The sequence below is a fragment of the Paraburkholderia eburnea genome (genome assembly GCF_002917095.1).
In the GTDB taxonomy this organism is placed as follows: domain Bacteria; phylum Pseudomonadota; class Gammaproteobacteria; order Burkholderiales; family Burkholderiaceae; genus Paraburkholderia; species Paraburkholderia eburnea.
Map to the genome: position 1 here is coordinate 469,678 of NZ_PQGA01000003.1, position 21,363 is coordinate 491,040.

A 21,363-nucleotide genomic window follows, 5' to 3' on the forward strand; every position below is an offset into this window, starting at 1 on the left:
GGACAGACGCTTCGCTGCGCGGTTGCGAGCGAAGCGCCATCGTCGATTACAGCGAGTAGTACAGTTCGAACTCGACCGGGTGCGTCGTCATGCGCACGCGTTGCAGTTCGCTTTCCTTGAGCGCCAGGTACGCGTCGATCATGCCGTCGGTGAACACACCACCGCGCGTCAGGAACTCGCGATCCTTGTCGAGCGCTTCCAGCGCCTGGTCGAGGCCGGCGCACACGGTCGGGATCTTTGCATCCTCTTCCGGCGGCAGGTCGTACAGGTTCTTGTCGGCGGCTTCGCCCGGATGGATCTTGTTCTGCACGCCGTCCAGACCCGCCATCATCAGTGCCGAGAAGCACAGGTACGGGTTAGCCAGCGGATCCGGGAAGCGCGTTTCGATACGGCGGCCCTTCGGGTTCGAGACGTGCGGAATACGGATCGATGCCGAACGGTTGCGTGCCGAGTAAGCGAGCTTGACCGGTGCCTCGAAGTGCGGAACGAGACGCTTGTACGAGTTCGTGCCCGGGTTCGTGATGGCGTTCAGCGCGCGAGCGTGCTTGATGATGCCGCCGATGTAGAACAGCGCGAATTCCGACAGACCTGCGTAGCCGTTACCTGCGAACAGATTTTGGCCGTCCTTCCAGATCGACTGGTGAACGTGCATGCCCGAACCGTTGTCGCCGACGACCGGCTTCGGCATGAACGTCGCCGTCTTGCCGTACGTGTGCGCCACGTTGTGGACGATGTACTTCAGTTGCTGCGTCCAGTCCGCGCGCTGAACCAGCGTCGAGAACTTCGTGCCGATTTCGTTCTGGCCCTGGCCCGCCACTTCGTGGTGGTGGACTTCGACCGGAATGCCGATCTGTTCGAGCAGCAGACACATTTCCGAACGGATGTCCTGGAACGTGTCGACCGGCGCGACCGGGAAGTAGCCGCCCTTGGTGCCCGGACGGTGACCCGTGTTGCCGCCTTCGATTTCGCGACCCGACGACCACGGTGCTTCATCCGAACCGATCTTCACGAAGCAGCCCGACTGGTCCGTGTTCCACTGGATCGAATCGAAAATGAAGAATTCCGGTTCCGGGCCGAAGAAAGCCGTGTCGCCCAGGCCCGTGCTCTTCAGGTACGCTTCGGCGCGCTTCGCGAGCGAGCGCGGATCGCGTTCATAGCCCTTGCCGTCAGCCGGCTCGACCACGTCGCAGGTCAGCACGAGGGTCGACTCTTCGTAGAACGGGTCGATGAACGCCGTGTTCGCGTCCGGGACGAGCAGCATGTCCGAGGCTTCGATGCCCTTCCAGCCGGCGATCGACGAACCGTCAAATGCATGACCCGACTCGAACTTGTCTTCGTCGAATGCCGACAGCGGAACCGAAACGTGCTGCTCCTTGCCGCGCGTATCGGTGAAACGGAAGTCGACAAACTTGACGTCTTCGTCCTTGACGAGTTGCATGACGTCGGCCACGGATTTACTCATAACCTATTCTCCTGATTAACGATTTCGGCGAACGCTGCCGCCTGCCCAATCTTCTGATCTCGCCGGTTGCCGCTGTGTGCTGCCTTCGGCGAGCTTTCAGTTGGCTTCTACCAACATCCCGCAGGCCGGGTGCGAAACGATCGCGACATACAAAGCAGCTTCCGTGCCATGTTTGCGCCAGACTGGCGCAAATTGCTTGCGGATACGTCCCCAAGGCGCAAGCGTGGGGCAACCGCGAGCCAACCCTGAGCCAACTTCGGGGAACACGCGGGTATCTCCCGCCCCACGCCCGAGCACTCGCCCGGATCGCGGGCCGCCTCCAGGCACCAACTCCGTGCAATCCCGGATTTGGCGCGCGAATTTCACTCCATTATGGTGCATAAAACTGCCGACGCACCAACGCGGCGCAAATTTGCCGCGGCAGCGCACGCTGGCGAACTTCGGCGTGCCCAGGCCGCCCACCGCCCGCACTGGCGCAGCGCGCTAGAATAATCCTTTCATCATTGACGTCAACGGCCGGGTCGAATGTTCAGGTCCGCCGTGGACGCCACATGTAGACCCGACCAGGAGATCCGCCGTCATGAGTACGCTCGAACAGTTGTACGCCCAGGCCGACACGCGCCGCGCCGAGAACCAGTTGCCCTACGCGGGCGCTGTCTCGCCCGCCGAGGCGTTCGAGCTCCTGCAACTCGACACCCGCGTCAAACTCGTCGATGTACGCACGCGCGCCGAGCTCGACTGGGTCGGCCGTCCCGTGGTCGGCGACGGCCAGTACGCGCACGTCGAATGGACGCGCTATCCCGGCGGCGTGCCCAACGCCGAGTTCATCACCCAGCTCAAGAGCGTGGCCGACGCCGACACGCCCATCCTGTTCCTGTGCCGCAGCGCCGCGCGCTCGAAGCTCGCGGCCATCGAAGCCGCCAAGGCCGGCTTCACGCACGCCTACGATCTGCTCGAAGGCTTCGAAGGCGACAAGAACAGCGAAGGCCATCGCAAGACCGTTACGGGCTGGTGCTTCCGCGGCTTGCCGTGGCTGGGCGCCTGAACCCAGGCTGAATCCGCCAAAGCCATGAAAAAGCCCGCCAGCACAATCCTGACGGGCCACTTTGAGCGACGCATATGACAAGCCGATGATGCGGCCCGTGCGACCGCTTATGCCGCGGCCTCCGGCGGCTCCACCACATCGCCGCCCAGCAGGTGCACGCCTTCGCGCAGCTTCACGAAGGCCGCCGCCACCGCTTCCGGCTCCCCCTTCACGCCCAGATCGATATGCCGGCGCGCATAGATGCCGCCGCGCTCGCTGTCGCCCACGCTTGGCAGACTAAACACACGCACACCGGGGAAATCACGCTCGATGCTTTCCATTAGCGGCGTGAGCGTCGATTCGGGCAATTCGAACACCAGCAGCGACTTCTCCGCGTGCGGCATCTGGTGATGCAGATGCGCGTATTTCGTGTCGAGCACCCATTCGATCATCGGCCACGCCATCACCGGAAAGCCCGGCACGAAGTAGTGATTCTGGATCGAAAAACCCGGAATCTTGTTGTAGCCGTTCGGGATGATCTCGCAGCCCTGCGGGAACGTGCCCATCTGCAGGCGGTGCAGATTCTCGGGCGAGCCGTAATCGATGGGATCGCTGCCTGTATGCATGTCGCGGATGCGCTCGTGGATGGCGGCTTCGGCGTCAGGATGCAGCGCGAGCGGCACGCCCAGCGCCGCCGCCGCGCACTGGCGCGTATGGTCGTCCGGCGTCGCGCCGATGCCGCCCGTCGAGAACACGATATCGCCCGAAGCGAACGAGCGCTTGAGCGTCGCGGTAATGCGCGCGGGATCGTCGCCGACGTACTCGGCCCAGTCGAGCGCGAGACCGCGCGCGCCCAGCAGTTCGATGACCTTCGGCAGATGCTTGTCGGTGCGGCGGCCCGAAAGGATTTCGTCGCCGATGATGATGACGCCAAATGCCATGTGTTGCCTCGTCGTGTGAATGTGCTTGAAATGATCCGCGAATGGCGGGGACGTCAGTGCACGATGGTCACATCACGCCCTTCGTGGCCCGGATGGCGCGCTTCTTCGGTGCGCAGGCGCTGCAGCGCGCGCAGGCAGTAATGGCCGAACCAGAGCGCCGTGAACACCAGAATGAAAGCGTAAATCCAGATCGTGAGCGCGGCGATCACCGGGAAGAACAGCAGCATCCATGCGGACGCCACCCAGATCGCCGTGGGCAGCGAACCCAGCAGCCCGCTCGCCACGCCGATCGCAAGCAGCGGCAGGCGATGCCGGCGCACGAGTTCGCGGCGCTCGTCGCTGCTCGCGTGCAGCGCGAGCGCGTCGTAGGTCATCACGCGATAGGTCAGCCAGCCCCACAGCAGCGGCGGCACGAGCACGCAAAACGGTGGAATGAACCACAGCGGCAAGGTGACGACCAGCAGCACGAGACACAGCAGCGTAGTCCAGAGCGAATGCAGCAGGCTGCCGAACCAGCTGCCGCCACGGCGCGCTTCGAGCGTGGCGTACTGGCGCGTCGTCAGATGGCGGATCACGCGCGGCATCGCAATCGCGACGATCAGCAGCAGTACCGTGATGACGATGAGCGGAATCGTCAGGATGATGACGACGAATGGCCCGATCATGCTGCGCAGCGAGCCGAAGCCGACCCAGTCGAACGCGTGATAGAGATAGCCCGTGGCAGGCCACGCGTCGAGCGTGCCGCGCACGCCGTCGATCAGCGGTTGCCAGAAGGCATAGAGGAGACCGCCCCACACGCCGGCCGCCACCAAAAACGGCACGAAGGTGAGGAACAGCATCGAGGGATGAAACGCGCTGGCGAGCGCGCGTCCAAACGAGCGCAACAGATCGTTCATGCGAGCGGGAAAACGGCGGAAAGACGAAGGGAGATCACGGAGCCGGAAAATTCAGTGCGGGTTCAGTGCGGCAAAATGACAGCATAAACCACGGCGCACCTCGCCAGCCGCACCTCGCCAGCCGCACCTCGCCAGCCGCACCTCGCCGGCCGCACCTGGCCGGCATGAGCGGGAAAACTGGCAAAGACCGAACAGACAATCAGACGGCGCGACCGCCATCGCGAGTGGCCGCCCTGCCCCGACGCCGCGCCGCCAGCCGCCGTGCGATGCGGGAGAACGCCAGTCCCTGCTGCGCCCAGAAACCCTCGCCGTAGCGCGCGCCTTCGAGCTGGTCGCGGATGCCCGTCGGCTCGATGTGCCCGTTGAAGGAGGCGCTGCCGAACAGCATGTCCCACCACGGAAACAGCACGCCGAAGTTGCAGCCGTAAGTCGTGCCTTCGTGGCCGTAGCCGATCGCGTGATGACGGCGGTGAAAGCGCGGACTCACCAGCAGCCGCTCGCCGAGCCAGCCGAAATGCAGGCGGATATTCGCATGCTGCACGTTCTGCACGAAGTTGGTGAGCGCCACCAGCACGACATACTGCGCGGGCGGCACGCCGATCACGAGCGCAATGCCCGCGAACATGCACGACTGCCCCAGCACGTCGAGCAGGTGATTGCGGTTATCGCACCAGAACGACATCTTGCGCTGGCTGTGATGGACCGCATGCAATTCCCACCAGAGGCCGTAGCGGTGCGAAAGCCGGTGATACCAGTAGCCGAAGAAGTCGAGCACGACCAGGTAGATCGCGAAGGCCACGAGCGGAACCGTCGTCACGCCGGGCCAGAGATTGTCGATATCGACGCTCATGACGCCGTGCAGGCGCAGCCAGCTCTGCGCGCGGTCGAACGCCGGCTGCATGGCGAAGAAAAACAGCAGATTGAGGATGCCCAGGCGCGTCACCCAGGTATAGACGGCATCCACGCCCACGCCCTTGCGGTCGCGCCATTGCTCCGCAGGCATGAGCGCTTCGAGCGGGCGCAGCAGCGCGTACATCACGACCATTTCCAGCACGCCGACGATCACCCAGTAGAGCGCGTCGAACGTATCTTCGTCGACGTCCATGAAGCCGGCGTCGAACAGCGCCGGCTGCAGCACGTTCACGTACAGGAGCGTCTGGAGCCACGAGACGAAATCGTCGGCGCCGGCGGCTACCCAATGTGCGCAGGAACCGAGGAAGTCGAACATGGGCAGCAGCGCTTAAGGTCTTGATGCGCCGTTATGCGCCGTTGGGCGACATGACCGGCGCGCGGTCGTAGAAGTAGATGCCGTGCGGCGAGCGGCCCACCGGAATCGTCTTCACGAGCTTCTTCGTCTGCATGTCGATCAGGCCGATATGCTTCGCGAAGCGGAATGTCACCCACAGCCAGCGCTTGTCGGCGGAGAGTTCCATGTCGTCGGGCCCAGGCATCAGGCCGTTGATCTCGCCCACTTTCTCAAGCGACTCCTCGTCGATGATGCTGATGACGTTCGAGACGCGGCTCGACACCAGCACGTGGCGCCCGTCCACCAGCGAGCGGAAGTTATGCGCCGCCTTGCCCACCTGGATCGTCTTGACGATCTTCTGGTTGCGCCAGTCCACCACGGCCACGTAGTCGGCGCCCGTCATGCCGACCAGCAGGTATTTCTCGCCGGGCGTGAGCCACATGCCCGCGGGCGCGGGGCCGACCTTCATCTTCCAGAGCACTTTCTGCGTGGGCAGATCGACCGCTGCGATCTCGCCCGACACCTGCAGCGAAACGAACACGATATTGCTGTCCTTCGTGAACGCGAGGTGGCTGGGCATGGCCGACAGCGGCAGGCGTCTGGCGAGCGTGATATTGCCCGCGCCGCCGTAGTGATAGATGTCCAGACGGTCGAGGCGCAGGCCGGTGGTCACGAACCACTTGTTGTCCGGCGAAAAACCGAGCTGGTACGGATCTTCGATGTTCTCGATCCAGCGCTGCGGCTTGCCCGTTTTCGGATCGACGAACAGCAGGTTGTTGGACACCGAATTCGCGACGATCAGCGAGCTGTTGTCCGGCGTCGGAAACAGGTGATGCGGCTCCTTGCCCGTGGGCACCGTGCCGACGAGTTCATGCGTCTTGTCGTCGATGAGACTGAGCGTGGCCTCGCCCGAATTAAGCACGATGATGTTGTTCGCGTGCGCGAGGCTCGGCATCGCCGTGGTGAGCGCGGCGCCGACCAGTGCGGAGCCGGCAAACACAGCGGCCTTTTTCGCAAAGCGTGCGGCGGTACGGCGGAATTCGTTTGTACGCATGAAGTGTCGTTTCCTGGCAGATCTGTGATTGTAGAACGCCTGCCGGTTCGCAAGGTTGACGTAGGGCCACTGAAATGTGAAAGGGGCGCAACGCGCGCCCCTTTTTTCAAATAATTTCGAACCAATGTTATGGCCCGCAATGCAGGCGCTTCATGAGCGCGTCATAAGCACGCCATCAACGCTGCATCGACTCCCAGACCTTGTAGAGCCGCTTGACCGACACCGGCATCGGCGTGCGCAATTCCTGCGCGAACAGCGAAATGCGCAACTCTTCGAGCAGCCAGCGGAACTCGCTCAGACGCGCATCGAACACGCCGCCGCGTTGCGAAAGCGCGCGCTGATACTGCTGCGCGAGCGGCTGGAACTCGGCGGCCTGGCGCGCGTCGCGGGCGGGATCGGCGCGCAGTTTGTCGATGCGCAGCGCCACGCCCTTCAGATAACGCGGGAAATGCACCAGTTGCGCATACGGCGTCTCCAGAATGAAGCGCTTGCTGATGAGCGCATCGACCTGCGCCTGCATGTCCGCGGCGGGGGTGCCGAAAGCCTTGGCCTGCACGAGCTTTTTCGCCAGCGACGCGTATTCCGCGAGAATCTGGCCGACGAGCCGCGCGATTTCCTGCGCCAGCAGCGAAAGCCGCCCGCGCCCTTCGTCCTTGCGCGCGTGGAAGCTCGCGTCGTCGTCGGGCAGCGGATCCTGCAGGCAGGCGCGATCGAGCGCGAGTTCGACCAGTTGATCGCGCAATTCTTCCTGGGTGGCGCGCGCCATGAACTGCATCGCCATTTCGCGCAGACCCGGCAGGTTCTTCTCCAGATAGCGGATCGGCTCGCGCAACTGCAGCGCGAACAGACGCCGCAAGCCTGCGCGATGAATGCGCGCGGCCTCTTCCGGCGAATCGAACACCTCGACATCGCAATGCGAGCCGCGATCGACCAGCGCCGGATAGCCGAACAGCGTCTGGCCGCCTCGGCGGATATCCAGCAGCTCGGGCAGCTTGCCGAAATTCCACGTCGTGAGGTTTTCGTAGAGCGCGGTGGCGGGCGCGTCGCCGGTCACGGGCGTGTGCGGTGCGCCGGGTTTGTTCGGCGCGCTCTGCGATGGCGTCGCCGCTTCTGTCGTTGCAGCGACATCGCCCTGCGAACGCGTTTCCAGCGCCGCCAGCGCGGTCGCACTCGCGAGCTTCTGGAACTGCTGCTGCGCCTGCGCGCCGAGTTCCGAGCGCAGTTGCGCGAGGTTGCGGCCCATCGCGAGCTGGCGACCGTGTTCGTCGATCACCTTGAAATTCATGAACAGATGCGCGGGCAGCGTCTCCAGCTTGAAGTCCGAGGTCTTCAACTGAAGCTGCTTCTGCTCGCGCACGTCCAGGATCAGCCCTTCGACCAGACCGCCCGCGCCAAAGCGCTCGCCGCCCACGCGATCGGCGAAACCGGCCGCGTACTCGGGCAGCGGCACGCAATGACGGCGCAGCTTCTGCGGCAGCGATTTCAGGAGCAGTTGCGCCTTCTCCTTGAGCATGCCCGGCACGAGCCATTCACAGCGGCGCGCATCGACCTGGTTGAGCGCGTAGAGCGGCACCGCGAGCGTCACGCCGTCGCGCGGCGAACCCGGCTCGAAGTGATACGTGAGCGCCATCGCCACGCCCGACATCGTCATGCGCCTGGGGAACAGCTCGGTCGTCACGCCCGCCGCCTCGTGACGCATCAGATCGTCGCGCGAGAGATACAGGAGACGCAGCTTGTCCTCGGAGTCGCCGCTCTTCTTCACCTCGTCGCGATACCAGCGCTCGAACGACGCGCCCGAATAAATACCTTCCGGAATCGCCTGATCGTAGAAGCCGAAAATCAGTTCGTCGTCGACCAGCACGTCCTGGCGGCGCGACTTGTGTTCGAGTTGCTCGATATCGGCGAGCAGCTTGCGGTTGTGCGCGAAGAACGGCAGCTTCGTGTCGAACTCGCCTTCCACCAGCGCGCCGCGAATGAACAACTCGCGCGCGCGCGCCGGGTCCTGGCGGCCAAACGCGACGCGGCGGCGCTGATACACGGGCAGTCCGTAGAGCACCCCGCGCTCGAACGCGCTGACCTGGGCCGCGCGCTTTTCCCAATGCGGCTCCGAAAGCGACGTCTTCAGCAGATGCGCGCCGACTTTTTCGAGCCATTCAGGCTCGATCTTCGCGATACAGCGCGCGTAGAGGCGGCTCGTCTCCACGAGTTCGGCGGCCACGACCCAGCGCCCCGCCTTCTTCACCAGCGCCGAACCCGGCCACAAATGGAATTTGATACTGCGCGCGCCGAGGAAATGCGGCTCGTCCTCGGCTTTCAGGCCGATATTGCCGAGCAAACCCGTCAGCAGCGCGTGATGGATCTGCTCATACGTGGCGTCGGATTCGTTGATGCGCCAGCCGTGCTCGCGCACCACCGTCAGCAATTGCGAATGCACGTCGCGCCATTCGCGCAGACGCAGATGCGAGAGGAAATTCGCGCGGCACGAATCGATCAGTTGCTTGTTCGACTTCTTGTGCGCGACGGCGTCCTCGAACCACGACCAGATCTTGAGCCACTGCAGGAATTCGGAGCGCTCATCCGCGAAGCGGCGATGCGCCTGGTCGGCCTGCTCCTGTGCTTCGATCGGCCGGTCGCGCGGGTCCTGCACCGAGAGCGCACTCGCGATCACCAGCACTTCGCGCAACGACTGCTCGTCGCGCGCGGCCAGAATCATGCGGCCCACGCGCGGATCGAGCGGCAGGCGCGCGAGTTCGCGGCCAAGCTGCGTGAGCGCGTTGTCGTCATCGACGGCGCCCAGTTCGTTGAGCAACTGATAACCATCGGCGATGGCGCGGCCCGGCGGCGGCTCGATGAACGGGAACGTTTCGATCGCCGTGAGATGCAGCGACTTCATGCGCAGAATCACGGCCGCGAGCGACGAACGCAGGATTTCCGGATCGGAGAAACGCGGCCGCGCGACGTAATCGGACTCTTCGTAAAGGCGGATACAGATGCCGTCCGCGACGCGCCCGCAGCGGCCCGCGCGCTGGTTCGCGGCGGCCTGCGAGATCGATTCGATCTGCAGTTGCTCGACCTTGTTGCGGTACGAATAGCGCTTCACGCGCGCCAGTCCCGTGTCCACCACGTAGCGGATGCCCGGCACGGTCAGCGAGGTTTCGGCCACGTTGGTCGCAAGCACGATGCGGCGCGCGTTCGACGACTTGAAGACGCGCTCCTGTTCCTGCGCGGAAAGGCGCGCGAACAGCGGCAGGATTTCCGTGTGCGGCGGATGGTGCTTCCTCAGCGCCTCGGCGGCGTCGCGAATCTCGCGCTCGCCGGGCAGGAACACCAGCACGTCGCCGGAGCCTTCGCGGCACAACTCGTCCACGGCGTCGACGATCGCCTCCATCAGGTCGCGGTCCGTATCGCGTTGCGACTTTTTGCTCTCGCGCGGCGCCGTGCTCTGCGCATTCTTCACCGCCGGGCTGTCTTCCTGCACCGGCCGATAACGCACTTCCACCGGATACAGACGCCCGCTCACTTCGATCACGGGCGCGGGCTTTTCGTCGCTGCCGAAGTGGCGCGCGAAACGGTCGGCGTCGATGGTCGCGGACGTGACGATCAGCTTCAGATCGGGCCGGCGCGGCAGGATCTCTTTCAGATAGCCGAGCAGGAAGTCGATGTTGAGGCTGCGCTCGTGCGCCTCGTCGATGATGATCGTGTCGTAGGCCTTGAGCAGCGGATCGGTCTGCGTTTCGGCGAGCAGAATGCCGTCCGTCATCAGCTTGACCGAGGCGCCCGCGGCGAGATTGTCGGTAAAGCGCACCTTGTAGCCGACCACTTCGCCGAACGGCGTGCCGAGTTCTTCGGCGATGCGCCGCCCCGTCGCGGAGGCCGCGATCCGGCGCGGCTGCGTGTGGCCGATCAGGCCGCTGCCGCCCGCGCCGAGCCCGCGCCCGAGCGAGAGCGCGATCTTCGGCAACTGCGTGGTCTTGCCCGAGCCGGTTTCGCCGCTGACGATCACGACCTGGTTGTTGGCGATCGCGCGCGCGATTTCCTCGCGGCGGCCGGAGACCGGCAGCGCTTCGGGGAAGGTGATCGGCGGGATCGGATTCGGCGTGACCGGCGCGCGCGGAGCACGCGGGGCGCGGGCTTCGCGCGGTTCGCGGGGTTCACGTTCTGGACGCGGCGCGCGCTGCTGCGGTTGTGACTCGCGATTGGCTTCGGCGGCGGCTTTTTCTGCGCGCGGCGGACGATCGGATTGCGGCTTCGCCGGACGCGGCGCGTTGGGGCGCGGTGGCTTCGGTTGTTGCTGCCCTTGCTTCGCTTGCTTCGCTTGCTGTTGCGGCTGTTGCGGCTGTTGCGCGCGCGGCTGCACATTGCGCGCCGGCTGTTGCTGCGCACCGGCTTCCCGCGGCTTCTGACGTTGCCTGGGCGATTGTTGCGCTTCGCGCGGCGCGGCGGTTTGCGCGGCGGCGGCCGGCGCGTTCGCGCGCTCATTACCTTCAGCACGGACTTCGCTCACGCGTCGCTCATCGCGCGTTTTGCCCTGCGCATGCGGCGCGGGTTTCGCTGCGGCTTGCGCTTGCTCGCCCTGTTCCGCGCGCGCAACGCTTTGCGGCGCTTGCGGCGGCTGCGTTTGCGCCGGCTTCTGCGGGTTCACCGGCGCGGCCTGCGCCGGCGTGGCCGCACGCTTGTCCTGCACGCGCGCGCCGCCGAGCGCACTGCCCTTCATCAGCGCGGCCAGCCGGTCCGTCGATGCGAGATTCTGCCCATCGCCATATTTTTGCGACGCGCGCTTTTCCTGCGCGCCGCCGTGCGCCGCGTCTTTCCCGGCGGGGGTGTTGCTGCCCTGCGCCGAGGCAGGTCTTTTGGGTACATTCGACATGGGGGCGCATTATAATCCCGGGCATGAATTCCCAAACCGACCTCGTCCCCGCCACCGCGAATGCGCCGGCTTCCGCCGCCGCCGCGGAATCCGCTTCTGAGCAAGCTGCCCAGCAGGCCGCGCAGCACGCGCAATTCGTCGACTGGATGCGATCGGTCGCGCCCTACATCCACGCATTTCAGGGCAAGACTTTCGTCGTCGGTTTCGGCGGCGAGGTGGTGCACCAGAATCTGCTCAACGCGCTCGTCGCCGACATCGCGCTCCTGCAGGCGATGGGCATCCAGATCGTGCTGGTGCACGGTTCGCGGCCGCAGGTCGAAGAACAGATGAGCCTGCACGGCGTCGAGTCCGAGTTCTCGCACGGCATGCGCATCACCAATGCCCGCGCGCTCGAATCCGCCAAGGAAGCCGCCGGCGAAGTGCGTCTGGACATCGAGGCCGCGATCAGCCAGGGTCTGCCGAACACGCCGATGGCGCACGCGCACATCAGCGTCGTGTCCGGCAACTTCGTGACGGCGCGCCCGGTCGGCATTCTCGACGGCGTGGACTTCCAGCACACGGGCGTCGTGCGCAAGATCGACGCCGATTCGATCCGTCACTCGCTCGCGAGCCGCAAGCTCGTGCTGCTTTCGCCGCTCGGCTTCTCGCCCACGGGCGAAGCGTTCAATCTGTCGATGGAAGATGTGGCGTCGGCCGCCGCCATCGCGCTGCGCGCCGACAAGATCGTGTTCCTCACGGAAACGCAGGGTCTGATCGGCGAGGAAGGCGAGCTGATCCGCGAAATGTCGCTCGACGACGCCTACAGGCTGCAGGAAAGCGGCACGGTGCTGGGCGACGCCGGCTTCTATCTGAAGCACTCGATCCGCGCCTGCCGTGGCGGCGTGGGCCGCGCGCACATCATTCCTTATGTGCTCGACGGCGGCCTGCTGCTCGAACTGTTCCTGCACGACGGCGTGGGCACCATGATCTCGTACGAGAACCTGGAAAGCCTGCGCGAAGCCACGCCCGACGACGTCGGCGGCATTCTGACGCTGATCGAGCCGCTCGAAACGGACGGCACGCTGGTGCGGCGCGGACGCCACCAGATCGAGCGCGACATCGACCATTTCTCGGTGATCGAGCACGATGGCGTGCTGTTCGGCTGCGCGGCGCTATACGCGTATCCGCAGGAGCGCATCGGCGAAATGGCCTGTCTCACGGTGTCGCCCGAGGCGCAAGGCTCCGGCGACGGCGAGCGCCTGCTGCGCCGTATCGAGCAGCGCGCCCGCGCGCGCGGCCTCACGCGCATCTTCGTGCTCACCACGCGTACCGAACACTGGTTCCTCAAGCGCGGCTTCGTCAAGGCCACGGTCGACGACCTGCCCGAAGACCGCCGCCGCCTCTATAACTGGCAGCGCAAATCGCTCGTGCTGATGAAACAGCTCTAAGCGCAGCGCTCCACCCACAAGATCCTATAACCCCCTTTATGGGACCGCAGTAAGCGCCAAAGCGCTAACTGCGGCCGACAGGAGAAGCACAGCATGGCCCGTATGATCCAATGCGCGAAGCTCGGCAAGGAAGCCGAAGGTCTCGATTTCCCGCCGCTGCCGGGCGAACTCGGCAAGCGCATCTATGAAAGCGTTTCGAAGGAAGCCTGGCAAGGCTGGCTCAAGCAGCAGACCATGCTGATCAACGAGAACCGCCTGAACATGGCCGACCCGCGCGCGCGCCAGTACCTGATGAAGCAGACCGAAAAGTACTTCTTCGGTGACGGCGCCGATCAGGCGTCGGGCTTCGTGCCGCCGACCCAGGCCTAAGCTTCCCCGAAAGCCGTGCTTCGCGATCCGTCCCCAACTGGATCGCAGCCCGCAAAACCTTGCAAAAACCGCGCCGTCGAGCGCGGTTTTTTTATGCGCTTCATGCGGATTCCTGGCCCGCGCAAGGTCCGCCCGAATCGCCGCAATCCCCCATCCCACAAGGCCTGAGGCGGGGCCGTAAGAACCCCGCCTACAGCGCGGTTTGCACGATCTTCAGTCATCGTGCTATCATGTCGCTTCTTTCAACAGGCATTAGCCATCAATTGCATTCAGGCCGGCACCCAAAACCGCCTTCCGTCTGAGTGTTTTCATACAAAAAGAACGATCCGCCAAACGGACATTCTTTTTCGTTTCAGCGACGCTTCACCGGGCACCCTCGTGCTGGTCCAGCGTCACATGTGCCCTGCCCCCCAACAAGGCCACGCAGGCGCAACGCATACGCACAATTCGATCGAGTGTCGTTTCGCGACATTCAGCATGCCTCTCGCGCGCCGACTGCACAGCAGACGGACCGGGCGTCCCCTTTTGCGGCGTTCATGCGCGACCGGCAGCCCGACCTCGCAGCCGACATCGGCCGCTATCGCGAAACGGCACTCTCCGGCAACCGTGGCGAGCTCTCATGGAGTTCGTCGCCGTCATTGGAGATGCAGACCTTGACCGCTTCCACTTCCGGCTCGTCGGCGCAGTCCGACCTGACAATCGACGACATTACGATCGTCGACAAAAGCCTCCTCAAACGCGCCGTCGGCGCCATGGCGCTCGGTAACGCCATGGAATGGTTCGACTTCGGCGTGTACAGCTACATCGCCGTCACGCTCGGCCAGGTGTTTTTCCCGTCGAGCAGCCCCTCGGCGCAGTTGATCGCCACCTTCGGCACCTTCGCCGCCGCGTTCCTCGTGCGCCCGATCGGCGGCATGGTGTTCGGGCCGCTGGGCGACCGTATCGGCCGCCAGCGCGTGCTCGCGATGACGATGATCATGATGGCCTGCGGCACCTTCGCGATCGGCCTGATCCCGTCGTACCACTCGATCGGCATCGCGGCGCCCGTGCTGCTGCTGGTCGCGCGTCTCGTGCAGGGTTTCTCGACCGGCGGCGAGTACGGCGGCGCGGCCACTTTCATCGCCGAATTCGCCACCGACAAGCGCCGCGGCTTCATGGGCAGCTTCCTGGAATGCGGCACGCTGATCGGCTATGTGTTCGGCGCGGGCACGGTCGCGGTGCTGACCGCCCTGCTTTCGCATCAGCAACTGCTCGACTGGGGCTGGCGCGTGCCGTTCATGATCGCGGGTCCGCTCGGGATCGTGGGTCTGTACATCCGTATGAAGCTGGAGGAAACGCCGGCGTTCAAGAAGGAGGCCGAACTGCGCGAAGCCGAAGAACATGCGCGCCCGAAGCTCACGATGGCTTCGCTGCTGACCCAGCATCTGCGGCCTTTCCTGCTGTGCGTGGGCCTCGTGCTGATCTTCAACGTGACCGACTACATGGCGCTCTCGTACCTGCCGAGCTATCTGTCGGCGACGCTGCACTTCAACGAAACGCACGGTCTGTTCGTCGTGCTCGCCGTGATGGTGCTGATGATCCCGATGACGCTGGCATTCGGCCGCCTCTCGGACGCCATCGGCCGCAAGCCGGTGATGCTCGCGGGCTGCGTGGGACTAATCGTGCTGGCGATTCCGTCGCTCACGCTGATCCAGACGGGCGCGCTCGTGCCGGTGTTCCTCGGCCTGCTGATTCTGGGCACGCTGCTGTCGTGCTTCACGGGTGTGATGCCCTCGGCGCTGCCCGCGCTGTTCCCGACCGCGATCCGCTACGGCGCGCTCGCCATCGGCTTCAACGTGTCGGTTTCGCTGTTCGGCGGCACGACGCCGCTGGTGGCAGCCTGGCTCGTCGAGCACACGCAGAACCTCATGATGCCCGCGTACTACCTGATGGGTGCGGCCGTGGTCGGCATCGTCTCGGTGCTGGCGCTGCACGAAACGGCGCGCCGCCCGCTGCCGGGATCGGCGCCTAGCGTGAGCAGCCGCGCCGAAGCGCATGCGGTGCTGCGCGGCGTACGTCTCGCCCGGGAGATGGACGACGATTACGCAGCCATGCCGGCGCGCGTGTAAGTCGAAATTTTCCGATCGGAAAGTCGTGAAAAGGGCCAGCTTCGTGCTGGCCTTTTTTGCGTTCGTGCGCAGTGTTCAGTCGATGAGAAACGTGTGTTCGACGTGCAAAGCCCCGCCGTTTCCGATCGTCAACATCGCGGCGCTGATCGGCAATTTGAAGCGGCGCGGCCCCGCGCTGCCCGGATTCACGTAGAGCACGCCATCGCGCGTTTCCTGCGCGGGCTTGTGCGAATGCCCGCTCACGACCACGGCGCAGCCCTGCGCAGCGGGATCGCCGCGCAGATCGGGCAGTTCATGCACGACGACGATCGACACGCCGCCGATTTCCACCACGGTCTGCACCGGCAGCGCATCGGCCCATGCGCCGCGATCGTTGTTGCCGCGCACCGCGCTCAGCGGCGCGATGCGGCCAAGCTGATCGAGCACTTCGGGCGCGCAGATGTCGCCTGCGTGGATGATCGCGTCGCTTCCCTGCACGAAACCCAGGAGTTCGGGGCGCACGAGATTGTGCGTATCGGAAACCAGCGCGACGCGTAGCGATGTTCGGGACATGGGACGGCTTCGATGAACAGAGAAAAGCGCATGACGCGCGGCTCAAGCGCTGAAGTATACGGCGAGCCAGACCGTCGGCGCCTGCGGGTCCGTCCACGCCACGCGATGCCGGCAATGCGCGCGAATGTGAACGTGGTCGCCGGGCTTCAGGCGCTGGCGCGTGCCCCTTTGCGCCTCGAATTCCAGTTCCGCCGCGCCCGCGAGCAAGACCACCCACTCGTCGCGCGGATCGTCGTACCAGAAGCCTTCGGGGCTCGCCTGGCCCGTCGAGACAATGCGCTCGATCAGTACGCCGGACTGCGCGACGAGGCGCTCGAACACCTCCTCCCGCGCCCCTGCGTCGATGCCTTCGAACAGATTGCCGGGCGCGCTCATGCGAGCGGCTTCAAACCGTCGAGCAAGGTCGGCACGAGTTCGCTCACGGTCGGATGCACGTGCATCGCGAATTGCAGCGTGGTGTACGGCGCATCGGCGGCCATCGTATCGATGAAGGTATGGATCGCCTCGTCGCCTTCGATACCGAAGATCGTCGCGCCGAGAATGCGCTTCGTCTGTGCATCGACCAGCGCCTTCATGAAGCCGTGGGTCTCGCCGCGCTCGCGCGCGCGGCCGACGCGCGACATCGGCATGGTTGCCATCAGCGCGGGCTTGCCGCTCTCGCGCACCTCGCGCTCGCTCGCCCCGACGCGCGCAAGCGGCGGGTCCACGAACACGGCATAGGCGGGAATGCGCGTGTCGGCGCTGCGGTTCGCGCCGTCCAGCAGATTGGCGGCGACGATCTGGTAATCGTCATAGGAGGTGTGCGTGAAGGCCCCGCGCCCGTTCACGTCGCCGAGCGCCCACACACCGGCGACGCGCGTGCGCAACTGCCAATCGACGGGAATCAGGCCATGCCGGTCGCACTCGATGCCGGCGGCGTCGAGGCCCAGATCGTCAGTGTTCGGAATCCGGCCGGTCGCAAACAGCAAATGCGAAACGTCGAGCGTTTCGCCGCCGAGCGTGATACGGATGCCGTGCCCGGGTGTCGCGCCCAGCGGCGCCACGCTTTGCGGCGAGTTTCCGAAGCGAAACTCCACGCCTTCGCGCGCGAGCACATCCTGCACGCCTTGCGCGACGTCGTCGTCCTCGCGCGTGAGGATGCGCGAGCCGCGCACCAGCAAGGTCACGCGGCTGCCGAAACGGCGAAACATCTGCGCGAATTCGAGCGCCACGTAGCTGCCGCCGCAAATCGCGAGATGCGAGGGCAATTCGGCGAGCGAGAGGATCGTGGAATTCGTTTCGTACCAGACGCGCTCAAGCCCCGGCACCGGCGGCACCGCCGCGCGCGTGCCGGTATTGATGAAGATTTCGTCGGCTTCGAGTTCTTCGATATGGCCGCCCCCGGACATCACGCCGAGCGTTTTCGGCCCCGTGAAGCGTCCGTGCCCTTGCAATACCGTGACGTTCTTCGCCTGACGCAGCCAGCGCTCGACGCCATCGCGCGACGCACCGATGATGGCGTCCTTGCGCGCCTTCACCGCGGCCAGATCGACGCTCACATCGCAATGGCCCGTCCCGTTTCCGATGCGCACGCCGAAATCCGCCGCGTGCCGCGCGACGTGTGCGGCGCGCGCACTCGCCACATAGGCCTTGGTCGGTGTGCAGCCGACATTCACGCAGGTGCCGCCGAACGCCGCGCGCTCGACGATCGCCGTCTTGCGCCCGCTCGCGCCGAGCCGCACGGCCAGCGGCGGACCGCTCTGTCCCGTGCCGATCACGATCGCATCGAATCGCTGTGCCATGCCGTTCTCCTGTCGTGAAGGCCGTGATGCGCGCACGACGCATGCCGCGCCTCGTGTGCCCGCCTGTGCGCGTGTGCGTGAGTTTTGCGTGGTCTCGCTACGTTCGAGTCATGTTACGCCCGCGGCGTCACGGGCCGCGCCAGCGCGTCCGGGCGAGTTTCGGATCGGAAATGGAGAAAAAAAAGCCACCCCGGATCATGGGGTGGCTTACAGGGTGACAGCACAACAGCAAACGGGCGATGCCGCTGCGCGTCGGGGGGGAAACGTGAAATCTATGTGGTCTCTGCGGTCTCGTGCAGTCGATCAGTGAATGCTTTCGCCAGGCGCTGCGCAGCCATGGTTCGCGCACCAGAGATCGCGCGAGCGCTGGAATGCGGCGCGCGCGCCGCGCGTTGCGACCAGCAGACCGATCTGACCCATGTTGAAGTCGAGCGACACCATCAGCTGCATCAGGTCCACCATCGGCAGAACCAGCGCTGGCTGATACAGTTGTCGTTCGATAAAGTCTTTCATGACGGCTCCCGCTGCGGCCGCCGCGTCGTCGTGACGCATCGGCATTAACATGGAAGCCATTGTAGGAATGTAGCGTCCGCCGATAAATGGCCTACGCACGAAGTCACTTGTCGCCAAACTCGAACAATCGCTGTTCGAGCGTCAGGACAAGGGTTTGCGGGCCGCAGCGGACCCTCACATCACTCCAGCGGCGTCGCAACAAATTCCGGCAACGCCTCAGCGCGAGCGGAAAACGCAGCAACGGCAGGATATCGGGCCGGATCGACTGCGCCCGGCAGGACGAACTGCGTGAACCGCCACGCCACCGCCACCGTGATATCGGCCTGCGTGATGCGCCCCGCGCAAAGCCAGCCCTGACGCCCCTCGATCAGTTTGTCGAGCACACTCCAGGCCGCGTGCATCTGTGCGTTCACACGATCGAACCAGGGTTCGTGCTGGCGCTCCTCGGGCCGCAACTGGCGCTCGTAGACCTGCTGGATCGTCTTCTCCATTGCCGCCAGCGCAAAGCCGTTCACGCGCAGCGCGAAAGTGCGCTCCTGGCGCTCCTCGGGCAGCAGGCGCTGGGCCGCCGGCACCTTGCGGTCGAGGTAATCGAGGATGAGCGTGGAATCGATCAGTACCGTGCCATCGTCATCGACCAGCGTTGGCGCCTTCACGACCGGGTTGATCTGCGCGAATTCGTCGTACTGACTGAATACCGACACGCCGCGATGCTCGAACGGTATGCCGAGCACATGAAGCGCGATCGCGACGCGACGCACGTAGGGCGAATCCATCATGCCAATCAGCTGCATTACTCACCTCGACGGAGAAAAGACTGAGAAAAGAGGACCGGACCGTCGATGGTGCAGCATTGTGCAACGCATTTCAAGATTCGCCAGATGTTTCCGATGGCTTTACCAACCCGGCATCTGCACGGAGATATCTGATCGAAATCAAACCGCTAAATCGGCGAGAAAAATGCCGTGTCGATCTGCCACGCACGATTATTTTTGCCCGGGATTACATTGGTTAGCAGACGAGTTGAGTGCCGCGACGCGACATTGCTGCGTCGCAATGCCCGGCTTGTCCTGAGGTCGAACGGGAAACAGCCTTATTCCATAAGGCGCAGCGGATCGACCCTCAAAACAGCAGGATGCCGAAGCATCTTTATGCAGAAAATCAAGGTCGATTTATGCGCCGCATGTGCTGCACCGCATCGCCGGGAAACTCCTGGATTCATCGGCCAAACGCCTGAGCTAGTCTGAACGTAACAGGAGGCGAAATCATGAGACAGGTATTTAATATTGGCATCGTCATCATCCTTGCACTCCTCGTCGGGAACCGGGTTTTGACTCGTGTACAGGCGCACGAGCACGGCACGGTCTCCTGCGCGAAGGGTTCTGAACTGGTCCGGCTCGAAGCGCTGGCGCGCGGTTTCAGTTCGATCGGCGCGCGCAGTCAGGGCGAAAACTTCATGTCGTCGTGCCTCGTTTCCGGTCAGGCACAAGTCGGCTCGGTGGTCGGCCGCGACTGATTCCCCGCATCGAATCAGGCGCGCTGCTCCCTTGTCGAGGGTGACTGCGCGCGCCTGATTCACACTCGTCTGACGGGTTCCGTCACCCGGCACAATCTGTAACAGAGCCGGTTCGGCGTACAAAACGATGGGCGCCGGCATTGCGAGAGCAATGCTGCGCGTATTCGGGCAGCGGGCTGCATATTGCCTGCGCTATCCTCTCGCAAGCGCTACCAGGCGCAATAGCCGTCTCCCCCGCCAGCGGCGCCATTGCAGCGCACGCTTTACTCATTCCGTCCCTAACGTCTGCTAACCTTTCTTTCGGGTTGCCAATGCCGATGTTTGGCGGCGACAATGGTGCGCAATCAAGGGGAATCTATGAAAGGTAGCATCCTGTTGCTCGGGCTCGGCATGCTGACGGCATGCACATCGGTGACCGGTATCAATTCAAGACAGGATGGACATTTTTCCGTGACGAGCCGCGCGCGCTGGGACATCGTTTCATGGAATCGCGTGCGCACCGCTGGCATCAAGGAAGCGCAAGCCTACTGCCACAAGCGAAAAAAAGAGATGCACGCCGTCGAAGTCCATAGCGAAGGCTTACGCGGCGTCACCAACCAGACAGTAGAGGTGGTATTCGACTGCATCTAGTCCGATTCCCTCGCATCAGCCAAAGCCCCGCCCAACAGGCGTTCCAGCCTGAACCCCGCCGTTTTCCGACCTCAAACCCGCCATTGCGCAACAGTTTGTTGTCGTTCTCCCTGATACTCAAGTTGCATCAGCACGCTACACTGGCGACACATTTTGTTACGACTTATCTCAGTTCGTATCATGCTGACTGCTTTCTACATCGCTTCGCCACTGGCCATTGCCGCATTGTTCGGATTTGCCCGGCTGGTGAACCCGCGTACCGGCCAGATCGGCCGCTGATCGGGCGCTGCCCGGCCTGATCCGGTTTGGCTGCATGCCGTGCCGCCGGACAGTGTCGCCATTTGCACGCCTCGCGTGCGGATATCGCTGCGTTTTCATGCGGCCGGGTCGCGTTCCGCTCGCGTTCGTACGTGGCCATTTGCCTGGGTCAAATGGCCAACGTTTGCGGCGCCGCTCCTCATCAAGATCAAACCGAAGCACGCAGCAAAAAACCCGCGAAAGCTTGACGCCATCGCGGGTTTCAGGGCTTCTTGCGAAGCATGTCCAGGGTGGCCCTGGTGCCGGCGACCGGACTTGAACCGGTAAGCCGTGAGGCGGCGGATTTTCGTCACACTACGTCTTTAGACGCCGCGCGCTTATGTTTCGAACGTTTCGAACGAATCAAACGTATCGGACATAAGCGGCGTTCGTGCGCTGGACTATGCCTTCGCCCTAGCTAAAAACCATCACGCGTTGCAGCCGCGCGGGCTTTCGAACCTTAGGCGCCCCCCGTCTAGTCTCTACACCTTCCATGCCGACGCTTGCGCGTCAGCCGGCTTGGCTCGGCGTCGCCTCGGCACCGCGCGCTTACGCGCCGCCTGGTCCCAGGGGTTTCGCCGAATTTGAGGGGTTCTGCACCGGCCGTTTCCGGCTGGGCACTCAATCTGTGTTTAAGTCCGCTATGTTTACCAATTTCATCACGCCGGCAGGGCGGACGG

At 64.2% G+C, this 21,363-nt stretch carries 17 protein-coding genes; 6 read left to right on the top strand and 11 right to left on the bottom strand.

The window, feature by feature from the left end:
• Positions 1 to 46: 46 nt before the first annotated feature.
• Positions 47 to 1,462: a type I glutamate--ammonia ligase gene (gene glnA / locus B0G62_RS10085; RefSeq protein ID WP_103704033.1), complete on the bottom strand. Its 1,416-nt coding sequence runs from the start codon at positions 1,460 to 1,462 to the stop codon at positions 47 to 49.
• A gap of 580 nt (positions 1,463 to 2,042) precedes the next feature.
• On the opposite strand from glnA, the gene B0G62_RS10090 reads away from it, so the two are divergent.
• The gene (locus B0G62_RS10090; RefSeq protein ID WP_103704034.1) at positions 2,043 to 2,507 is read left to right on the top strand and encodes a rhodanese-like domain-containing protein; all 465 of its coding nucleotides are present in this window, start codon (positions 2,043 to 2,045) and stop codon (positions 2,505 to 2,507) included.
• 107 nt (positions 2,508 to 2,614) lie between these two features.
• Here B0G62_RS10090 and B0G62_RS10095 read toward each other — a convergent pair whose 3' ends face one another.
• The 5 genes from B0G62_RS10095 to hrpA form a co-directional block, all read right to left on the bottom strand.
• Complete coding sequence (locus B0G62_RS10095) at positions 2,615 to 3,427, bottom strand: competence/damage-inducible protein A (RefSeq protein WP_103704035.1); 813 nt, start codon at positions 3,425 to 3,427, stop codon at positions 2,615 to 2,617.
• Between the two features lie 53 nt (positions 3,428 to 3,480).
• A complete protein-coding gene (locus tag B0G62_RS10100; RefSeq protein ID WP_103704036.1) occupies positions 3,481 to 4,323 on the bottom strand; it encodes an EI24 domain-containing protein in 843 nt (280 codons plus the stop codon).
• Between the two features lie 199 nt (positions 4,324 to 4,522).
• Positions 4,523 to 5,551: a sterol desaturase family protein gene (locus B0G62_RS10105; RefSeq protein ID WP_103704037.1), complete on the bottom strand. Its 1,029-nt coding sequence runs from the start codon at positions 5,549 to 5,551 to the stop codon at positions 4,523 to 4,525.
• Between the two features lie 31 nt (positions 5,552 to 5,582).
• Positions 5,583 to 6,623 carry a YncE family protein gene (locus tag B0G62_RS10110; RefSeq protein WP_103704038.1) on the bottom strand — a complete coding sequence of 347 codons (1,041 nt, stop codon included), beginning with the start codon at positions 6,621 to 6,623 and terminating at the stop codon, positions 5,583 to 5,585.
• Positions 6,624 to 6,798: 175 nt separating this feature from the next.
• Positions 6,799 to 11,490, bottom strand: coding sequence for an ATP-dependent RNA helicase HrpA (hrpA, locus tag B0G62_RS10115; protein WP_244193171.1), 4,692 nt, complete (start codon positions 11,488 to 11,490; stop codon positions 6,799 to 6,801).
• 23 nt (positions 11,491 to 11,513) lie between these two features.
• Between hrpA and argA the strand changes: the two genes are divergently transcribed.
• The 3 genes from argA (at position 11,514) to proP (ending at position 15,394) form a co-directional block, all read left to right on the top strand.
• Positions 11,514 to 12,917: an amino-acid N-acetyltransferase gene (gene argA / locus B0G62_RS10120; RefSeq protein ID WP_103704039.1), complete on the top strand. Its 1,404-nt coding sequence runs from the start codon at positions 11,514 to 11,516 to the stop codon at positions 12,915 to 12,917.
• 93 nt (positions 12,918 to 13,010) lie between these two features.
• Positions 13,011 to 13,286: an oxidative damage protection protein gene (locus B0G62_RS10125; RefSeq protein ID WP_103704040.1), complete on the top strand. Its 276-nt coding sequence runs from the start codon at positions 13,011 to 13,013 to the stop codon at positions 13,284 to 13,286.
• Positions 13,287 to 13,930: 644 nt separating this feature from the next.
• On the top strand, positions 13,931 to 15,394 hold the full coding sequence (proP, locus tag B0G62_RS10130; RefSeq protein WP_103704118.1) for a glycine betaine/L-proline transporter ProP: 1,464 nt from the start codon (positions 13,931 to 13,933) through the stop codon (positions 15,392 to 15,394).
• A 75-nt stretch (positions 15,395 to 15,469) separates the two neighbouring features.
• On the opposite strand, the gene B0G62_RS10135 is transcribed toward proP, so the two are convergent.
• From B0G62_RS10135 to B0G62_RS10155, 5 genes are all read right to left on the bottom strand, one after another.
• A complete protein-coding gene (locus tag B0G62_RS10135) occupies positions 15,470 to 15,946 on the bottom strand; it encodes a metallophosphoesterase family protein (RefSeq protein WP_103704041.1) in 477 nt (158 codons plus the stop codon).
• Positions 15,947 to 15,988: 42 nt separating this feature from the next.
• On the bottom strand, positions 15,989 to 16,321 hold the full coding sequence (locus tag B0G62_RS10140; protein WP_103704042.1) for a cupin domain-containing protein: 333 nt from the start codon (positions 16,319 to 16,321) through the stop codon (positions 15,989 to 15,991).
• Positions 16,318 to 17,727 carry an FAD-containing oxidoreductase gene (locus tag B0G62_RS10145; protein ID WP_103704043.1) on the bottom strand — a complete coding sequence of 470 codons (1,410 nt, stop codon included), beginning with the start codon at positions 17,725 to 17,727 and terminating at the stop codon, positions 16,318 to 16,320. The genes B0G62_RS10140 and B0G62_RS10145 overlap by 4 nt, the downstream gene beginning before the upstream one ends.
• Positions 17,728 to 18,030: 303 nt before the next feature.
• Positions 18,031 to 18,240 (bottom strand): hypothetical protein, encoded by a 210-nt coding sequence (locus B0G62_RS10150; RefSeq protein ID WP_103704119.1) that lies wholly within the window; start codon positions 18,238 to 18,240, stop codon positions 18,031 to 18,033.
• Positions 18,241 to 18,419: 179 nt separating this feature from the next.
• Positions 18,420 to 19,034, bottom strand: a complete 615-nt coding sequence (locus tag B0G62_RS10155) for a glutathione S-transferase family protein (protein ID WP_103704044.1) — start codon at positions 19,032 to 19,034, stop codon at positions 18,420 to 18,422.
• Positions 19,035 to 19,507: 473 nt separating this feature from the next.
• On the opposite strand from B0G62_RS10155, the gene B0G62_RS10160 reads away from it, so the two are divergent.
• Positions 19,508 to 19,756, top strand: a complete 249-nt coding sequence (locus tag B0G62_RS10160) for a hypothetical protein (protein ID WP_103704045.1) — start codon at positions 19,508 to 19,510, stop codon at positions 19,754 to 19,756.
• A 357-nt stretch (positions 19,757 to 20,113) separates the two neighbouring features.
• On the top strand, positions 20,114 to 20,386 hold the full coding sequence (locus tag B0G62_RS10165) for a hypothetical protein (RefSeq protein WP_103704120.1): 273 nt from the start codon (positions 20,114 to 20,116) through the stop codon (positions 20,384 to 20,386).
• Positions 20,387 to 21,363: the final 977 nt, after the last annotated feature.